The organism is Legionella wadsworthii DSM 21896 = ATCC 33877, assembly GCF_000701265.1.
Classification (GTDB): domain Bacteria; phylum Pseudomonadota; class Gammaproteobacteria; order Legionellales; family Legionellaceae; genus Legionella; species Legionella wadsworthii.
In genome coordinates this window covers 198,342-215,705 of the sequence record NZ_KL370759.1, presented here as the reverse complement: position 1 = coordinate 215,705, position 17,364 = coordinate 198,342, and the positions used below count along the sequence as shown (strand labels likewise).

Here is a 17,364-nt window from a genome sequence, read left to right as displayed (position 1 = left end):
GCAGGTGGGTTATCTCCTATTGTTTTATTTGGCCATTGGATTGTTTTGGTAAATGGATTCCCGCCTGCGCGGGAATGGCAGGGGTTATCTCCTGTTGTTTGATCTGGCCATTGGATTGTGTAGATTGATGGATTCCCGCCTGCGTAGGAATGACAGGGGGTTCTGTTGTTTGATTTGACCATTGAATTGTTTGGATAGATGGATACCGCCTACGCGTGAATGTCCAGAATTTTTGTCATCATTGCTAAGGGGAACACATCTTACAAATGACTCAGATCCTTGTCATTCCCGCGCAGGCGGGAATCCATCTCAAAAACAAAGTGGAATGTTAATTGAGAAAACTTGTCTTATCTGAATAGGGGATAAATCAACTCATAATCAATGGAAGAAAATCTAGGTTAAAGAGACTTACTTACCCAGCTACAGGAGTTGTATGGAAAATAAAACAAGCTATTTCATGCCTCATTTAAAATTACAGGATCTCCTAGGTGCTTTGTACAACGCAGGCTACTCCTGTGTCGGACCCCAAGTACGCGATGGAGCTATTGTTTATGATCTACTTGCAGATGTAAATCAACTTCCTTGGGGAATACGGGATCATCAAACTCCTGGTGGTTATGAGTTAGAACAACTTAACGAGCAAAAAGCATTTGCTTTTGCCAATGGACCACAAGCGATAAAACCTCTTTTATTTAAGCCTCAAGAAACAGTGTGGAAAGTCACTCGGGATGCTGATGGTCAATTAATTTTTCAACCGCATCAATCCGATGAACGGCCCATTGCAATTATCGGAGCACGGGCTTGTGATATTGCAGCAATGAAGATACAAGATAAAGTATTTATTGAAAGTGCCCATCCTGATCCCCGTTATACAAAACGCCGTCAACAATTATTCATCATTGCGGTCAATTGTTCCTATTCCTCGAATAATTGTTTTTGTGTGTCCGCAGGCACTGGACCTGAAGTTCAGCATTCATTTGATATTCTCCTGACTGAAATTGATGACGGGTTTAAAGTGGAGAGCGGCAGCGAAAGGGGACAAACGATAATAGATACACTCGCATTAGCAGAAGCCAAAACCAACCAATGCAAAAAGGCAGACCAGCAAGTGAAAGAAGCAGCCGCGATGCAGACCAAGAGAATACCCTTGAATAATCAATTGGGTTTGCGGGATTTATTATTTTCCAATTTAAATCATCCAAGATGGGAAGATGTGGCAGAACGATGTTTGTCTTGTGGGAACTGCACCTCAGTCTGCCCCACTTGTTTTTGCCACAGTGAAGCAGAAAAACCTGCCTTAGATGGCTCAAGCAGCGAACACCAACGTGAATGGGATTCCTGCTTTACCGCAGGCCACAGTTATTTAAGTGGGGCAGTAATTCGTGACGATACGCGTAAACGGTATAGACAATGGCTAACGCATAAAGTAGGCAGTTGGTTTGACCAGTTCGATACGAGCGGTTGTGTCGGCTGTGGCCGCTGCATTACATGGTGCCCCGTGGGTATTGATATCACTGAGGAATTGGCGGCAATTTCAGGGGAATCCAATATAAAGGTCAAAGAAAAATGAAGCCACTCTGCCTTGATCCCTATTTACCGCTTGCAGCAACGGTTGTTGAAAAAATTGAAGAATCCTCGACGATTTTTACCTTGCATTTACGTTTTGACAATCCTGAACATCATCAACAATTTCTCTTTTCCCCAGGTCAATTTAATATGCTCTACCTATATGGTGTAGGTGAAGTGGCCATCTCTATTGTCTCTGATCCAGAAAATAAAGATATTCTCACGCATACCATCCGCGCCATCGGGAGAGTCACTAAAACCTTGCAAAAACTTCAGCAAGGAGACCAAATTGGGGTTCGTGGTCCTTACGGGCGCGGCTGGCCACTCGAACAAACAAAGGGGAAAGATGTGATAGTGCTTACCGGAGGCTTAGGTTGTGCTCCTTCAGTATCAATTATCGAATATATATTAGCTCGCAGAACGCACTATGGCCATTTAAGCATCTTACAAGGCGTCAAACACAGTGATGACTTTATTTTTAGAAAACAATATTCCAGCTGGCAAAAATCACCCAATACGGTCATTCATATTGCCGCAGATCAGGCTGGACCAAAGTGGCCATGGTCAGTTGGATACGTGACCGATATGATTGACCCACTTTCTATAAATCCAGAAAATACCATCGTGATGATGTGCGGTCCCGAAATGATGATGAATACTGCTGTTAAAATATTCAAACAGAGAAAAATTTCAGAAAAAGATATTTATTTAAGCATGGAAAGAAATATGGAATGTGGGGTTGGACAATGTGGTCATTGCCAATATGGGGGTTTATTTATATGTAAAGATGGCCCTGTATTTGCTTATACTGAAATAAAGCATTTATTTAATGAACCAGGATTTTAACGAACATGAAGCCAAGATTGGCCGTACATAAATTTACCTCTTGCGACGGATGTCAATTGGCTTTTTTAAATGCCGGAGAGGATTTACTTACCTTATCCGAACTCGTGGATATGGTTCATTTTTCGGAAGCAGGCGCTATTGGAATAGATGAAAAGGTCGATATTGCCTTTGTTGAAGGAAGTATCTCTACCCCTGATGAAGAACAACGCATAAAAAAAATTCGACAAAACAGTAAGTACATTATCACCATCGGTGCTTGTGCTACTGCAGGGGGCGTCCAAGCATTACGTAATGCCGCGGACGCTAAAGAATGGATTAGTCAGATATACGCCTCACCAAAATACATTAAAAGTCTAAGTACATCCACGCCCATTGCCCATCACGTGCGAGTTGACTGGGAATTATGGGGCTGTCCTGTGAATGGCAAGCAAGTGCTCGAAACCGTTCGTTCTTTATTATTCAATTCAACGCCACGCATCAAAAAAGATTCTGAATGTATGGAGTGCAAGCGTAAAGGAAATGTCTGTGTTCTGGTAACCAAAAAACAACCCTGTATGGGACCGGTAACCAAACTAGGGTGTGGCTCTCTCTGCCCCTCTGTTGGACGAGGCTGTTATGCATGTTATGGTCCTCAAGAAAATCCAAATACACAATCTTTGGGGAACTGGTTTGAACATTTAGGATTATCAAAAGAGGCGATTGCGCAAAAATTTTTACATATTAATAATCAAGCGCCTGCTTTCCACAAAGCAGGCGCTTACTTTAAGGGAATTAAAATCAGCAATGAATCATGAAATTTCCATTAATGTTCCCATTTTGGCACGAGTTGAAGGTGAGGGAGCACTTGAGTTGCACATTCGGAACAACAAAATTAGCAAATTACAGTTAAAAATTTATGAACCTCCCCGTTTGTTTGAAAAATTTCTTGAAGGAAGAAGCTACGATGATGTTTTGGATTTTGTTGCGCGTATTTGTGGGATTTGTCCTGTTGCTTATCAGATGAGCGCAACCCAGGCTATAGAACAATGTTTTGGTATTCAACCCACTTCCTGGGTTCGTGAGATGCGCCGTCTATTCTATTGCGGTGAATGGTTAGAAAGTCATAGCATGCACATTCATTTTTTAGCTTTACCCGATTTTTTAGGATTTAAATCGGCGCCCGAAATGGCAAAAAGTTATCCCGAAGAGGTCAGAAGGGGCATTCGTTTACAATCTTTTGGCAATGATCTCATTAAATTATTTGGCGGCCGTTCCATTCATCCAGTGGGTGCTTGTATAGGCGGTTTTTATAGGGCGCCTCAACCTGGAGAAATACATTCTCTTTTAGAGAAAGCAAAAGCACGAATTGAAGATTGTGAGGCATTAATCCGCTGGCTCGCACAGCTGCCACTTCCCAATAATGCGCATGAGTTTACCTGTGTGTCTCTTTATCATCCAACAGAATATCCCTTCAATGAAGGCAGATTGGTTTCCGACCAGGGGTTAAATATCAGCATTGATGAATTTGATAATTATTTCAAAGAAAAACAAGTGCCCTACTCCACAGCGCTGCATTGTTTACTACATAAAAAAACTTATTTAGTGGGTCCCCTTTCCCGAGTTAATAATTGTTTTGGACACCTTCCAGTACCCATTCATCTACTTTTACAAGAATTAAACATAAATTTTCCAACTCGTAATATGTACCACAGTATTATAGCCCGGGCGGTCGAAATCTACTTTTGTGTCTTAGAATCCATACGCATTATGGAACTTTATGAAATTCCAGAGAAAGCCCATCCAACAGTTAAACCACGCGCAGGGAGCGGATTTGGGTGCACCGAAGCCCCTCGTGGGACTTTATGGCAACATTTTCAATTAGATGAACAAGGTTTGGTTCAATCTGCCCGGATTGTTCCCCCAACAAGTCAAAATCAGGCAAGGGTTGAAGAAGATTTACGTATTTCTTTGATGCAATACGGATTACATCAGGATGAAACGTTGTTACGCACCTACAGTGAAATGATTATTCGCAATTATGATCCCTGCATTTCCTGTTCGACCCATTTTCTAACTTTAAAAGTCAATCGCCAATGATCATAAAGGTTTTAGGCATAGGTTCTCCTTTTGGGGACGATCAAGCGGGATGGATGGTCATAGAAAGGCTAAAACAGTTGCTCTCATTCTATCCGGAAATAATGCCTTATTTAATCCTTGAAAGCCATGATCGGCCAGGAGTTCGCCTCATTGAGTTGCTCGAAGGGTTCGATACAGTTTTTATTATTGATGCAGTCAAATCTGGAAGCCCCGTGGGTACCATTCACCAGTTTCAAAAAGAAGATGTTTTAGAGCCTAAAAAGCAGTTTTCAACTCATGGAATGAGTGTTCCTCATGCATTGCAATTGGCTTGTGTGCTGGGTGAATTACCCAAAAATGTAATATTTTACGGGATTGAAATTGATGGAATTACTATAAATCAGAAAATTTCTGATTGGGTAGAAGAATCAATTAGCGCTTTATCATACCAGATACAAAAAGAAATAATCCGCATTTATGAAAGAAATTAAGACCTTTTTTAATCCGGTTTTACCTGTTGTCTATAGGTGGTTCGTGGGAAGTTGGGCCAAAGGCCCAACCAAAGTTGATTAATGTGTGGTTTTTTCTTCGGTGCCACCGAATAACCAATCGGGGCTGACCTCAAGCTCTTCGGCAATTCTTTGCATGGTTGTGCCATCTAAAGCAACCCCATGTAATAAAGCTTCAATTTTGTATTTAGGTAATTCAAACATCTTAGAACACGCTTGGACGCGCTCTGTCATTAAGGCAGGAACACCAAGTTCGTCAAGTTCATAGTTCAAACGTTCAGTTAATTTTTTATTTGACATGGCAGTCTCCTCTTCGCTTTTTATTAGTGTAAAACAAATAAGCTTAAGGATTGATTAACAAAATTTATTTTTATTAAAAAAAGAATTTTCCTTAAATATTTATCAGCTGCTCATTCACTTCTCCAATGAATATAAAATGATAGAGACATTCAAAAACCCGGCAGTAAACTATTATTAATATCAATCCCCCCTACACCCACTCTCCAAATAATTTCGATTGGGTGTAGAAACAAGTTATCTCTAGAGCCATTTATAAATGGGTTTAATGGTGCTATTTTCTTTTGAATTGATTGGGACAACCCGCTTGGTGGAATAATACAAGAGCATTATAGATCCCCTGATAATCAGCAAATGCATTTTTATTTGATTTAATATCGTCAAAAACTGCATTTGTACGATTACAGGTTCCAAAATCTGTAATATTGGTGTGATCGCCATTGGCCTTTTTATAAGCTAGAAAGGATTCACCACAATGGAGATGAGGTCTTTTGGTCGCGCTGTTGCCTAAAAATTCCTGATTACCGCAATAAATTTTTTTAAAATTCGTCTTTAAAGGCAATGGATTGGCAAACGCATTTATAGAACCTAAAAGGAGACAACAGAGCGCAGAAAGGGATTTTTTATTCATCATAGAGCCTCAATAAAGTATTAAAAAGCAAAAATTTAACACATTCAAATACGGCAACCAAGATGTAACTAAAAATCCTTCAATCTTTATGAGTTTCTTCTTATTTTTGCATCACATACTCACCCGGTGCATTAGGTAGTGACGTATCGAGATGAGGCGGAGAAACACGTCTTTTTGAACTATGCAGTACTAACCAATCATGCCATGCTATCCACCAGGAACCATCTCTTTTTCTCGCTTTGGTAAGCCATTTTTTAGGTCCAATATAAGGCATGTTTTTTTTACTTTCCAAAATGGAATAATACCGACCCGGGTGATTGGGCTCACTCACTATTCCTGCATTGTGTCCTCCACTGGTCAGGACAAAAGTAATATCAGTAGGCATCATCAGATGAATTTTATATACGGATTCCCAGGGAGCAATATGATCATGTTCTGTACTCACCGCGAAAATGGGTAAATGGACATTTCTGGGCGCCACTATATCCTCTTCCACGCGGAAATGTCCTTCTGCGAAGTCGTTTTGAAGAAAAAGTTTCTCAAGATATTCTGTATGCATTTTATAAGGCATACGCGTTGAATCGGCATTCCAGGCAAGCAAATCGATCATACCGCGCTTTTTACCCGTCATATAATCATCAATCATTTTAGACCAAATCAAATCATAGGTACGCAACATTTGAAAAGAACCTGCCATATGTTTTGGATCAAGATACCCTTTTTCCCACATCATATTTTTGAGAAAAGCAATTTCACTTTCAGTGATAAACAGCATGAGTTCACCCGCTTTCGTAAAATCTCCTTGTGCCGCCAGCAGGGAGAGGCTTTTAAGTCGATGGTCTTTATCCCTGGCCATCGCAGCCGCTGTAATCATGGCAAGAGTTCCCCCAAGGCAATATCCCATCAAATGAATTTTTGTTTTGGGAAAAATATCACTGACCGCATCGATTGCTGCCATTGCACCAAGCCGATAATAGTCATCCATGCCTAAATCCCGATCCTCTTCATCTGGATTAAGCCAAGATATAATAAAGACAGTATGTCCCTGCCCAACCAGCCATTTCACCAAAGAATTATTGGGTGATAAATCCAAAATATAATATTTCATTATCCAGGCGGGGATTATCAATATGGGTTCTTTATATACTGTTTTCGTTTGGGGCTTATATTGAATTAATTCTATCAAGTGGTTTTTATATATAATTTTACCTGGAGTGATTGCAACATTCTTTCCAGGTTTGAATTTCCCAGCGCCCGGAGGAGGCAATCCTGCCAATCTTCTCATGGTATGTTCTATCGCAAGTTCGGTACCCTGGATTAAATTAGCCCCTCCTGAATGGATGGTTTCATAAAAAAGATCGGGGTTGGTCATCACAAAATTTGAAGGAGAAAGGGCATCAAGCAATTGGCGAATGCAAAAAGACACGGTGCGTTCTGATCGTTTCGAAAGTCCAGGAACTTTCCGGGTGGCATAACGACACCATTCTTCAAACTGGAGAAAAACTTCTGCATACAATCTCCAAGGCATTAATTGCCAATTCTCTTTATGAAATCGAACATCCTTACCTTCTGCTGGTTGTTTGTGACATAATAAATGAGCTAAAAACTCATCAGCATGTGTGGCTGGATAAGAAGCCAATGCCATTAAATGGCCTGGTGATTGAGCGAGTTGTAAAAGCCAGGCACAATAAGCAGTGCCGATGACTGCAGGACTCATACCCATAGTTATTTTGCCAAGATTTGCCTGATATAATTTATTAATAAAATAAAAGAAATCATCCAATTGATTCATGTAACTGGAGTATTCGGGTTTAATCTCATAAAGTGAGGCAGATTGATTTTTCAATCCGGAATGAGGCGGGACATACGTTTTTTTGGTTCCTTTCATATTCAAATTCCTTTTGACCCTTTTGATTATCCGTAGTTCAAACCAATAGATGCATGTAAATTATAGTATTCTTTTAACCACGTGAGCAAAGAATTAGAAAAATAAAGAAATATAAGATTTTTTAGCAATTTAAATTTTAGACCGGGATTAAAGAACAGATTAAAGAGGGAACATCATGAACAAATTATTGGTTATTTTATTATCTAGTATCACGACTTTGCTTTGGGCTAATGATTTGGGAAAAAAGACTTATGAAATCACCTGTTACCATTGTCATGCACCTCAATTTGCAATCGGGATGAAAGCCCCTGCTGCCTTCGATAAAAAAGACTGGGACTTACGTTTGAAAAATGCTGAAATGGAATCAAAAAAGAATCCTGCAGAATATAAAACCGGAATGGATTATTTATTAAACAGCATCAAGCAAGGGAAAGGATTGATGCCTCATGAAGGTTTATGTAAGGAAGCCGATGTTCCCCAAAAAAATTGTTCTGATGAAGCCTTCGTTCAGGCGATCCACTATATGTCACAGGATAACAGGTAATGGAAAAGAGCAAAAATAAAGTTTCAATGTCACAGAGCAAAAATAAATTTTTCTATTCATTTCCCTGTCTACGTGCCGCGACTTGTTCGCGGCATCCAAATGTAGGGCATTCTTTCCGTTTCCCATCAGCATCTGCTGTGTACTTGCTCACGAAATTCAACCAGCAAAGTTTGAATGTCACAGAGCAAAAATAAATTTTTCTATCTATTTCCCTGTCTACGTGCCGCGACTTGTTCGCGGCATCCAACCAAGCGGCACATATAAATGCGATGCCTGCTAAGGACCACAAATGCATACTTTCGACATGGATATTTTAGCGCCCGGCCCCTAATAATATTTTTGTCTTTAATAAATCCTGATAAGCTTTTTTCTTATCCGCAGGATTGCGTAAAAGATAAGCTGGATGATAGCTTACTATGAACGGTATTTTATTGTAGTAGTGTACTGAATTACGTAATTGCTTGAGCGGAAGCGATTGATTCAGTAAAAATTGTCCTGCAAAACGTCCTAATGCCAAAATAAGGCTTGGCTGCACCAGTTCAATTTGACGCTTTAAAAATGCACTGCATTGTACAATTTCCTCTGGTTGAGGATCGCGATTATCTGGGGGTCTACATTTTAATACATTGGCTATATAAACATCGTCTTCCACCATACCGATGCCCTGGAGCATTTGGTTCAGCAAACTTCCTGCTTTGCCCACGAAGGGAAGGCCTTGCTGATCTTCATAAAATCCAGGAGCTTCCCCTACAATCATCAACTTTGCTTTAACACTTCCCCGAAAGAAAACAGTTTGTGTTCGCGTTTTATGTAAAGGGCATCGAGTGCACTCAGCGACCTCTTTGGCTAATTGAGACAAATCCTGCTCATTGGAACGACGCGATTGTCGTAACACCCATCGGTCGATTCCCATAGTTTGAAGGTAATAATGATTTATCCCATCTGACATAAAAGGCTCATTGAATTGCTAAGGAGAAAACACAACCGTTATTTTCGTTTTTAATTATTCATAAATCAATGCCTGAATGATGAAATATGATAGGGACATTGCGCACACTCTTTCGCAGGCAGAAATACAAGCACTTGATTAGAGACTATTTCTTCATAAAAGAAGCAGCCTCTACGCACAACTTTTGGCGCGCTTGGATAAATTGCGCTTCATCCCAAATATTTTCAATGAGAAGGACTCCCCTATTGATACCTTCATCATATGCAGCCAATCCATTTAAAAGATGGGAGAACTTTATTTTTTTAAAACTTTCTAATGCTTCAAGCAAGGTCAATCGTACTATCGCTGAAGCGGAGATATCGTCGCCAAATTGGCCCTTAACTCCCTGAAATTGCGTACTAAACCAATCTTCTAGAGGCTGCCCCGTTAAGATAAAGCAGTGTGATAATTGAAACCCACCCAGTACACGGGTATCCAGATATTGCTGAATGTTGACACACACTGTATTTTTCTTCAGATAATTTAATGCCTTGCTAAATAAAGGCGTTAATTTGAATGTCTGAACCTGCACAAGAGCACGCAATGTGATTAAAGATTTATAAAAATTTTGCGCCCTGTTTTGCTTTTCTTCCTCCTGGACCCTGGATGCGTTCCTTCTACTTTTCTGAACAAGGTCTATGTGGTGATCGAGTTCCGAAATCATATTTTTTAAGCAGTGGGAGTTGCTTTCTGAAGATAAAATAATGGATTTTAATTTTTCCCGCAATTCATGAGTTAAGTTCTGAGCTTCATGGCTTGAACAGATTTTTATTAAGATCTTATGAAAATCGATTTGAGAAATTTGGTTGTAATATTCAGCTGCTTTTAAATAAAGATTGGCATGTTCCTCCTCTAGATGTTCCTCCAACATTTTGCATCGCCAATCATCAATGTTTGCATCATCCGGTTTTTCAAGCATCCCTCCACCAGGTAAAAGATAAAATCCATGAAGATGCGCAAATCGAATATGTCCGTGGGCATCCACATGGATTCTATCAACTGCTTCGTTATAAAGGTGCCCTCCCATTTGAATTTGGATCGGATATAACTGATTCGCAGGTGGATGATAAATATCAAGCTGCTCCAAATTAAAAAGATGTAACTTATTATTTTTCTTTAAGTGTGCTTTTTGGGCCACCCGAAATTTTTCCCAAATCTCAGGTGTATATTTTATAAGTGGATGTTTCAGTCTCATATGACCTGGAGTTGTTCCAAATTCAAACCAGTCATTTAATTTTTCATCCATTTCCATAGAATAAAAATCAAATAAAATATCAAAATACATTTGATTTTCCATTCGAAATAATACATCAGCATAAGCGATTAAAGTGGCTGCATAAGCCAAAACCTTATAATGATGCTTCGCATGATCTTTAAGGGAGATTTTGCCGGAGAGGTTCGTCAGATGTTCTATCTCCTTCTTCACCAGATTGGTACGAGTTCGTGCATTGGCATTTTTATATTGAATTAACATAGGCCAAATGTCTGTGAATAAATGAATCATGGCTCTCCATAAAAATTAAGATACATCAAAGGGTTAAATGATAAAGAGATCTATAATGGAATAAAATAGGATTTCTATTCGTGTTTGCATCAATTTTTTTAGTTAATGATTTTGAATTATTTTGCTAATATAGTCTTGTTGTCATTTAAACAGAACTTAATTCATGACATTAGCAAAAAATCCGAATTCTTATTCAGCAGATACAGCACTGCAGGATGGCAGGTTACGCCAAGCTCAATTAAAAATGCTTAACATGCTGGAAGTGGTGGATTCCATTTGTCATAAACATCAGTTGGATTACTGGCTTGATGCTGGTACGCTCTTGGGTGCAGTTCGGCATCAAGGATTTATTCCCTGGGATGACGATGTAGATATTGCCATGCCCCGCGCAAGTTATGAACAATTTTTACGTGTAGCCCCCCAAGAAATTCCAGAATGGATGTGGTTACAAACAATCCACAGCGATCCGGGTTATTTTAATATGGCAACCCCTCTAAAAATCCGAGATCGATCCAGCCGTTTTATTGAAAAACATGAAAAAGGTAACGAACCGTATATCCAGGGGATCTTCATTGATGTGTTTGTTTATGACACGATGCCGCTCGATCCAAAGCAGCGTAAACGCTACAAGTTTTATGCCAAAAAACTTTCAAGATTGTTAAGTACCAAATACAGCAAAGTAAAAATTGGTCATTACCCAACACTTTATAAATTTATCGCCTCATTCCTGCCAAGACCTTTGCTTGAATTGTGCCTACAAAAAATTATTCAGCAAGCAAATACCAGTAAAAGCCCTTATATAGGTCGTGGATATAATTGTGTCGGTAAAAACCTAATTAAAAGAGACGAAATTTACCCTTTTCAACGTGTTCCTTTTGAAACGAAAGAATTCAATATCCCTCAAAATGCAGAATCTTTTCTGATACAACAGTATGGTGATTATTTGCAATTGCCTCCAGTGGAACAAAGAGTTATGAGACATTGCAAGGAACTCATACCCGATTTGGAAGAATTAAGTTAAGTTTCTACCTATCTTTAATTTTTAAAATATGGCTCTATCTTCTCGATTGACATATAATCATGCAATCGGGTATGATTATACCCAATATCAAGACAAGCACATCATTTTAAAGAGGCTTAACACATCATGGAAATTATCTCTTAAGTACGCCCTAAGCATTGGGCAATGACAACAGCAGTCACCAAACTGCCCATTCAAACTACTTAATGAGATATATGATGCACAAGCCTATTCAATTTAAAAACCTTTGCTTTACTTTGCCACACAAAACCTGTTTTTTAGATTTTAGTGGCCAAATTTCATATGGCAGCCGGATTGCAATCATTGGGCGAAATGGGGCTGGAAAGTCCACATTATTAAAAATACTCGCTCAAATAACTGAATCCTCTGAAGGAGAGATCCATTTTCCCAAAGAGATAAGAATAGGTTATGTCCCTCAAGTCATTGACGAGTTCGAATCATTAAGCGGGGGACAACGCTTTCATCAATTGTTCACCCAAGCCTTGGCTTCTGACCCAAATTTACTCATGCTTGATGAACCAAGCAATCATCTCGATCGAAATCATCGTCGATCTTTAATGAGGATGCTTGCCGATTATAAAGGAACATTGATGATAGTGACTCACGATATTGAATTACTTCAAACTATTGTGGATACCATTTGGCATATTGACCAAAACAAAATACATGTCTTTACAGGAAGTTATGAAGATTATATGAGAGAAATAAACATACAATGTAGTGCCATTGAGGGAGAAATTGCCCATTTAATTCGTGAAAAAAAACAAATACATGCAGAGATGATGAGAGAACAATCTCGAGCAAAGCGCAGTAGAGCTCAAGGAGAAAAGCACATTCGACAAAGGAAGTGGCCTACCATTGTCTCCCAAAGTAAAGCAAGAAATGCACAAGAAACATCGGGGCGAAGAAAAAGTGCAATCCACCAGAAGAAACAGAAATTGACCGAGCGCTTATCCGCTCTTTATATCCCTGAAATCATCCATCCCAAGTTTGCGGTTCGGGGGATCAAAACGAGTCAAACTTTGGTAACAGTGAGTGAAGGCACAGTGGGTTATGAAAAAAACAAACCCATGTTACATGATTTGTCTTTTTCAATAAAAGCACAAGAACGAATTGCTATTCATGGGAATAATGGTTCAGGAAAATCAACTATTCTGAAAGCAATTTTAGGTAATCGCTCTGTCATCAAAACAGGGAGTTGGGATGTATTGCAGCAAAATGAAATGGGTTATCTCGATCAGCATTATAAAACTTTGCCGGCAGATAAAACCGTATGGGACTTTATCAGCAATTTGTTGCGCGGTAAATCCAGTGCAGAAATTAGAGACTACTTAAATGATTTCTTATTTCGCAAAAATGAAGAAATAAATGCCTTAATTTCCACGTTATCCGGTGGAGAGAAAGTAAGGCTCTCTTTAGCACAAATTGCAGCGATGACACCCAAATTACTTATTTTGGACGAAGTAACTAATAACCTGGATCGTGAAACCCGATCTCATGTTATTGAAGTCCTTCAGGAGTATCCTGGGGCCATCATAGTGATTTCTCATGATTTTGATTTTTTAAAAGCAATTCACATCACTAAAGAATATGAGATTAAAGAAGGTTTATTAAGCTCATATAGTACATTTTAAACTGAGTAATATTATGAACAATAAAGATATTTCAATTTATAAACTTTTTAAAAGTTTACTCAAATCATACAAATTGTATGTACTTGGATTATTATTGACAGCGACTTACTGGGGAATCAATAATGCGCTCTCCCCTTATGTGCTGAAACTAATTATTGATGAAGTCGCTGCATTTTCTGGTGACAAATCTGCAATATTCAACGCGATCAAACCCTATATTCTAGTATATATTTCTTTATGGATATTGATTGCCATGGATATGCGGCTTTCGGATTGGTTTCGTTTAAAATTATTTCCATACATCCGCTATGATCTTGTGAATCAAATGTTTTCCTATTTAAATCAGCATTCGCATCGTTATTTTCAAAATAATTTTGCTGGGAGTTTAGCCAATAAAATTTCTGACATGACTGCAGGCACCGTTGCAATTTTTACAACGATGGATGATGCAGCAGCTCAAATTGTAGGTCTTATTATTGCAATAATCAGTATGCTGCTAATCCATCCTGTATTTGCATTAATATTATTTATTTGGGCTACTGTTTTCTTAGGAATCGCATTTATTTACTTTAATTCCATACAGGATTTGTCCAATTCATTCGCGACCAGTAAAACAACCTTGGTTGGGAAAATAGTGGATAGCATTAGCAACATTTCAAATCTTCGCCTATTTTCCAGAGCAAGCTTTGAAAATCAATTAATTGAAAATACCGTCCAAGATACAACTAATAAAGATCAGGCCATGCAATGGACGATTTTAAAAATGCGTGCCTTTTGGGATGCAAGTATCATTGTGCTCATCGCCACCAATTTATACATGCTTGTCATCATGTATAGTAAAAATCAGGTAACCATTGGTGATTTTAGCTTTATTATATCTCTTTCGATTAGTATTTTTTATAACTTATGGTATCTGGCAAGCCAATTTGTTCTCTTTGCAGAGGAATTGGGTAAATGCAAACAAGCTTTAACATTGATAGCAGAACTTCATGAGATTAGGGATAAGCCAGATGCACAATCTTTAATTGTAAGCCGGGGTCAAATTGAGTTTAAAAATGTGAGCTTTCATTATGATGAAGGAGCGCATCTTTTTAAAAACAAATCCGTGATCATTAAACCGGGACAAAAAGTGGGTCTGGTTGGCTTATCTGGATCGGGGAAAAGCACTTTCGTCAATCTGATTCTCCGTATTTTTGATGTTGAATCCGGACAAATTCTGATTGATGACAAAGATATTCGTGACGTAACCCAAGACTCTTTGCGTGCAAACATTGCGATGATTCCGCAAGATGTGACCTTATTTCATCGCACCTTAATGGATAATATCCGTTATGGTCGAATTGACGCGAGTGATGCAGAGGTCATCTCTGCATCCAAAAAAGCGCATTGTCATGAATTTATTTCTCGACTCCCGGAAAAATATGAGGCACTGGTTGGTGAACGTGGAATCAAATTATCAGGTGGTCAACGCCAACGTATTGCTATTGCCCGAGCCATCTTAAAAAATGCGCCTATTTTAATTTTGGACGAAGCAACTTCCGCATTGGATTCTTTGACGGAAAAATTAATTCAGGATGGTTTACATCTTTTAATGCAAAACAGAACCACAATCGTTGTGGCCCATCGTCTTTCCACTTTATCGGAAATGGATCGTATTTTGGTTTTTGATAAGGGACGAATTATTGAGGACGGCTCACACGATGAACTTTTGAAGACACCCAGTCATTACTGCCGCATGTGGCAAATGCAAGCTGGTGGATTCTTACCTGATAAGATGTAAAATAAAGAACAGGATAAGCGAAACCCGAAAGTATACCCAAACCCGGGTTGGATGTTCTACGTTAATGCAGGTTCCGGTGTTGCTTGCTTTGTTTGTTGATATTGAATATTCATTTCATCAAGAGCACCGGATGTTGCCTCATTTTGAGCATTTATTGCTCTTTCACTCCACTTGGGTATCCGTAAGGATTTAAAGAAATTGTTTTCTGCTTGTTCATAGCGTTTATCATAATCAACTGTGTAGATTTTATTAAAGCCCGTGATCTTTTCTTCATCATCTGCATCTAATTCAATGATCGCCTTTTGAATTGCCGTTTTTGCGTCAGATTTTGATGTCTGAATTCCACTTTCTAACATACCTTTGGCAGTCTCTAAGCTTTCTGTAAACAAAACTTTATGACCTAAGGAATATCCAGAAATTTGTTCAAATGCGACAGTATGAAATGGTAAAGCAAAATAAGATGCCAAGTCGGTAAAACCATCACCTACCTTAGTATATGCAGGGCTAACAATTGCGTATATTTTCTTCATTTTATTCCCTAAAAATAAAAATATAATGAGAGTTCCTTATCATTGGAGCCGTACTTCTATAAAAAGAAGTTTTAGAAAAAACGAGTAGTCTCTAAGTAATCCAATTCAGTACAAGTTTTTTCAGATTTAATATAATCACATTTGCTTTATTTGTATATAAATATTATCTGTCGTTCAAATGCCGCTTTCTGAAAGAAAATTTTCTTATCATTGGAAAATTTGGACACAGGCACTATAATTCTGCCAGACTCCGATGATAATATATAAGCATATGGCCCAAAAAACTGGCAGTGCCAATCTTCCTTTACATTACGGTCATGTTCCTGCATGGCTGGCAGATCGTATGACGAAACTTGGTTCAGTGATTACCCAAGCAATTATTTATCATTACGGACGAGACGAATTCTTGCGTCGGCTGGCACACCCTTTTTGGTTTCAATCTTTTGGTGCAGTTATGGGAATGGACTGGCATTCATCCGGAATTACAACAAGTGTTATTGGTGCTTTAAAAAGGGGGCTAACGCCCCTGTCCAAAGAATTAGGTATTCATGTTTGTGGCGGAAGAGGCAAATACTCACGTCAAACACCTCATGAATTAATAACGATAGGCTCACAAGTAGGATTTGATGGTCAACAATTGGCACAAACCAGCCGTTTGGTTGCTAAAGTCGACAGTGCGGCTATCCAAGATGGGTTTGATCTCTACTTACATGGATTTATTGTGACCGATGAGGGTAAATGGGCAGTCATTCAACAGGGGATGAACACGTCAAACAAACAGGCACGGCGATATCACTGGTTATCTGAAGGATTGAATAGCTTCATTGAGGCACCACATACAGCGATTGAAGGCCCTCAGCAAGGCAATATTATTAATTTAACTGATCAAAGAGCCCAGCTTTCTCGGATGAAACAAATCGAGCTTTTGAAAACCAGTTCCCCGGAACATATTCTTGCAGAAGTTTCCAAACGGGAGAAATCCATAGCAAGAGAAACAGAACAGCTTTCATTACCTCATCTTGATATGCCGATGCATCACGATGTGAGGGCAGAAAATATTTCTTTACGCCGTTTGCATGGCAATATTGCTGCTGCTATTGATCGGGGCCCAGAAGATTTCTCAGAGCTTCTATTAACACCCGGTGTCGGTGCCAGAACAATTTTAGCGCTTTCCATGGTGGCGGAGGTCATTCATGGGGCACCTTATCGATTTTCTGATCCGGCTCGTTTTTCTTTAGCTCATGGGGGTAAGGACCGCCACCCTTTTCCGGTTCCTCTAAAGGTTTATGATGAAACCCTACGTGTTTTAAAAACCGCTGTCCAAAAAGCCAAGCTTGGTCAAAGTGAAAAATTGGATGCAATTAAAAGGCTGGATACACAAGCACTCAAGTTAGAGGATTACATTATTAAAGGTCCCAGTTTAGAAGACATCATGAATCACGAGAAGAAAGTTTCTTCACAATATGGCGGCAGAAGCGTATTTGGATATGAATAAATCAAACCTCCTGATCATCTCCAATTTTAAATTGTTCACTCCATTCCTTACATTT

General features: G+C 39.0%; 17 protein-coding genes. 10 read left to right on the top strand and 7 right to left on the bottom strand.

Annotated elements, in window-relative coordinates:
- The first annotated feature begins 433 nt into the window (after positions 1 to 433).
- The 5 genes from BU07_RS0107050 to BU07_RS0107030 are packed head-to-tail and all read left to right on the top strand — an operon-like array spanning position 434 to position 4,958.
- A complete protein-coding gene (locus BU07_RS0107050; RefSeq protein ID WP_031564642.1) occupies positions 434 to 1,570 on the top strand; it encodes a 4Fe-4S dicluster domain-containing protein in 1,137 nt (378 codons plus the stop codon).
- Positions 1,567 to 2,412, top strand: a complete 846-nt coding sequence (locus BU07_RS0107045; protein WP_031564640.1) for an FAD/NAD(P)-binding protein — start codon at positions 1,567 to 1,569, stop codon at positions 2,410 to 2,412. The genes BU07_RS0107050 and BU07_RS0107045 overlap by 4 nt, the downstream gene beginning before the upstream one ends.
- Before the next feature lie 5 nt (positions 2,413 to 2,417).
- Positions 2,418 to 3,206, top strand: a complete 789-nt coding sequence (locus BU07_RS0107040; RefSeq protein ID WP_031564638.1) for an NADH-quinone oxidoreductase subunit B family protein — start codon at positions 2,418 to 2,420, stop codon at positions 3,204 to 3,206.
- Positions 3,196 to 4,488: a Ni/Fe hydrogenase subunit alpha gene (locus BU07_RS0107035; protein WP_031564636.1), complete on the top strand. Its 1,293-nt coding sequence runs from the start codon at positions 3,196 to 3,198 to the stop codon at positions 4,486 to 4,488. The genes BU07_RS0107040 and BU07_RS0107035 overlap by 11 nt, the downstream gene beginning before the upstream one ends.
- Positions 4,485 to 4,958 (top strand): hydrogenase maturation protease, encoded by a 474-nt coding sequence (locus tag BU07_RS0107030; protein WP_031564633.1) that lies wholly within the window; start codon positions 4,485 to 4,487, stop codon positions 4,956 to 4,958. The genes BU07_RS0107035 and BU07_RS0107030 overlap by 4 nt, the downstream gene beginning before the upstream one ends.
- 78 nt (positions 4,959 to 5,036) lie before the next feature.
- On the opposite strand, the gene BU07_RS0107020 is transcribed toward BU07_RS0107030, so the two are convergent.
- The 3 genes from BU07_RS0107020 to BU07_RS0107010 all read right to left on the bottom strand — a co-directional run bounded on the left by BU07_RS0107020 (position 5,037) and on the right by BU07_RS0107010 (position 7,792).
- A complete protein-coding gene (locus tag BU07_RS0107020; protein WP_031564631.1) occupies positions 5,037 to 5,276 on the bottom strand; it encodes a hypothetical protein in 240 nt (79 codons plus the stop codon).
- A gap of 271 nt (positions 5,277 to 5,547) precedes the next feature.
- A complete protein-coding gene (locus BU07_RS0107015) occupies positions 5,548 to 5,907 on the bottom strand; it encodes a hypothetical protein (RefSeq protein ID WP_242601845.1) in 360 nt (119 codons plus the stop codon).
- 97 nt (positions 5,908 to 6,004) lie between these two features.
- Positions 6,005 to 7,792 (bottom strand): PHA/PHB synthase family protein, encoded by a 1,788-nt coding sequence (locus BU07_RS0107010; RefSeq protein WP_031564627.1) that lies wholly within the window; start codon positions 7,790 to 7,792, stop codon positions 6,005 to 6,007.
- A gap of 175 nt (positions 7,793 to 7,967) precedes the next feature.
- Here BU07_RS0107010 and BU07_RS0107005 point away from each other — a divergent pair, with 175 nt between their 5' ends.
- Positions 7,968 to 8,336: a c-type cytochrome gene (locus tag BU07_RS0107005; protein WP_031564625.1), complete on the top strand. Its 369-nt coding sequence runs from the start codon at positions 7,968 to 7,970 to the stop codon at positions 8,334 to 8,336.
- 52 nt (positions 8,337 to 8,388) lie between these two features.
- On the opposite strand, the gene BU07_RS17395 is transcribed toward BU07_RS0107005, so the two are convergent.
- From BU07_RS17395 to BU07_RS0106990, 3 genes are all read right to left on the bottom strand, one after another.
- The gene (locus BU07_RS17395; protein WP_115262299.1) at positions 8,389 to 8,631 is read right to left on the bottom strand and encodes a hypothetical protein; all 243 of its coding nucleotides are present in this window, start codon (positions 8,629 to 8,631) and stop codon (positions 8,389 to 8,391) included.
- Positions 8,632 to 8,649: 18 nt separating this feature from the next.
- Positions 8,650 to 9,285, bottom strand: a complete 636-nt coding sequence (locus tag BU07_RS0106995; RefSeq protein WP_031564621.1) for a uracil-DNA glycosylase — start codon at positions 9,283 to 9,285, stop codon at positions 8,650 to 8,652.
- A gap of 145 nt (positions 9,286 to 9,430) precedes the next feature.
- Positions 9,431 to 10,828 (bottom strand): hypothetical protein, encoded by a 1,398-nt coding sequence (locus BU07_RS0106990; protein ID WP_031564619.1) that lies wholly within the window; start codon positions 10,826 to 10,828, stop codon positions 9,431 to 9,433.
- A gap of 163 nt (positions 10,829 to 10,991) precedes the next feature.
- On the opposite strand from BU07_RS0106990, the gene BU07_RS0106985 reads away from it, so the two are divergent.
- The 3 genes from BU07_RS0106985 (at position 10,992) to BU07_RS0106975 (ending at position 15,284) form a co-directional block, all read left to right on the top strand.
- On the top strand, positions 10,992 to 11,849 hold the full coding sequence (locus BU07_RS0106985) for a LicD family protein (protein WP_031564617.1): 858 nt from the start codon (positions 10,992 to 10,994) through the stop codon (positions 11,847 to 11,849).
- Between the two features lie 215 nt (positions 11,850 to 12,064).
- The gene (locus BU07_RS0106980; protein WP_031564615.1) at positions 12,065 to 13,504 is read left to right on the top strand and encodes an ABC-F family ATP-binding cassette domain-containing protein; all 1,440 of its coding nucleotides are present in this window, start codon (positions 12,065 to 12,067) and stop codon (positions 13,502 to 13,504) included.
- Positions 13,505 to 13,517: 13 nt separating this feature from the next.
- Positions 13,518 to 15,284, top strand: a complete 1,767-nt coding sequence (locus tag BU07_RS0106975; RefSeq protein WP_031564614.1) for an ABC transporter ATP-binding protein — start codon at positions 13,518 to 13,520, stop codon at positions 15,282 to 15,284.
- 56 nt (positions 15,285 to 15,340) lie between these two features.
- On the opposite strand, the gene BU07_RS0106970 is transcribed toward BU07_RS0106975, so the two are convergent.
- Positions 15,341 to 15,814 (bottom strand): hypothetical protein, encoded by a 474-nt coding sequence (locus tag BU07_RS0106970; protein WP_031564612.1) that lies wholly within the window; start codon positions 15,812 to 15,814, stop codon positions 15,341 to 15,343.
- A gap of 271 nt (positions 15,815 to 16,085) precedes the next feature.
- Here BU07_RS0106970 and BU07_RS0106965 point away from each other — a divergent pair, with 271 nt between their 5' ends.
- Positions 16,086 to 17,309, top strand: coding sequence for a DUF763 domain-containing protein (locus BU07_RS0106965; protein WP_031564611.1), 1,224 nt, complete (start codon positions 16,086 to 16,088; stop codon positions 17,307 to 17,309).
- The last annotated feature ends 55 nt before the right edge of the window (positions 17,310 to 17,364 follow it).

What these genes read in the sequence shown, in the direction of transcription:
- BU07_RS0107050 (WP_031564642.1), top strand. Translation starts at nt 434, where the DNA reads ATGGAAAATAAAACAAGCTATTTCATGCCTCATTTAAAATTACAGGAT.
- BU07_RS0107045 (WP_031564640.1), top strand. Translation starts at nt 1,567, where the DNA reads ATGAAGCCACTCTGCCTTGATCCCTATTTACCGCTTGCAGCAACGGTT.
- BU07_RS0107040 (WP_031564638.1), top strand. Translation starts at nt 2,418, where the DNA reads ATGAAGCCAAGATTGGCCGTACATAAATTTACCTCTTGCGACGGATGT.
- BU07_RS0107035 (WP_031564636.1), top strand. Translation starts at nt 3,196, where the DNA reads ATGAATCATGAAATTTCCATTAATGTTCCCATTTTGGCACGAGTTGAA.
- BU07_RS0107030 (WP_031564633.1), top strand. Translation starts at nt 4,485, where the DNA reads ATGATCATAAAGGTTTTAGGCATAGGTTCTCCTTTTGGGGACGATCAA.
- BU07_RS0107020 (WP_031564631.1), bottom strand. Translation starts at nt 5,276, where the DNA reads ATGTCAAATAAAAAATTAACTGAACGTTTGAACTATGAACTTGACGAA.
- BU07_RS0107015 (WP_242601845.1), bottom strand. Translation starts at nt 5,907, where the DNA reads ATGATGAATAAAAAATCCCTTTCTGCGCTCTGTTGTCTCCTTTTAGGT.
- BU07_RS0107010 (WP_031564627.1), bottom strand. Translation starts at nt 7,792, where the DNA reads ATGAAAGGAACCAAAAAAACGTATGTCCCGCCTCATTCCGGATTGAAA.
- BU07_RS0107005 (WP_031564625.1), top strand. Translation starts at nt 7,968, where the DNA reads ATGAACAAATTATTGGTTATTTTATTATCTAGTATCACGACTTTGCTT.
- BU07_RS17395 (WP_115262299.1), bottom strand. Translation starts at nt 8,631, where the DNA reads ATGCATTTGTGGTCCTTAGCAGGCATCGCATTTATATGTGCCGCTTGG.
- BU07_RS0106995 (WP_031564621.1), bottom strand. Translation starts at nt 9,285, where the DNA reads ATGTCAGATGGGATAAATCATTATTACCTTCAAACTATGGGAATCGAC.
- BU07_RS0106990 (WP_031564619.1), bottom strand. Translation starts at nt 10,828, where the DNA reads ATGATTCATTTATTCACAGACATTTGGCCTATGTTAATTCAATATAAA.
- BU07_RS0106985 (WP_031564617.1), top strand. Translation starts at nt 10,992, where the DNA reads ATGACATTAGCAAAAAATCCGAATTCTTATTCAGCAGATACAGCACTG.
- BU07_RS0106980 (WP_031564615.1), top strand. Translation starts at nt 12,065, where the DNA reads ATGATGCACAAGCCTATTCAATTTAAAAACCTTTGCTTTACTTTGCCA.
- BU07_RS0106975 (WP_031564614.1), top strand. Translation starts at nt 13,518, where the DNA reads ATGAACAATAAAGATATTTCAATTTATAAACTTTTTAAAAGTTTACTC.
- BU07_RS0106970 (WP_031564612.1), bottom strand. Translation starts at nt 15,814, where the DNA reads ATGAAGAAAATATACGCAATTGTTAGCCCTGCATATACTAAGGTAGGT.
- BU07_RS0106965 (WP_031564611.1), top strand. Translation starts at nt 16,086, where the DNA reads ATGGCCCAAAAAACTGGCAGTGCCAATCTTCCTTTACATTACGGTCAT.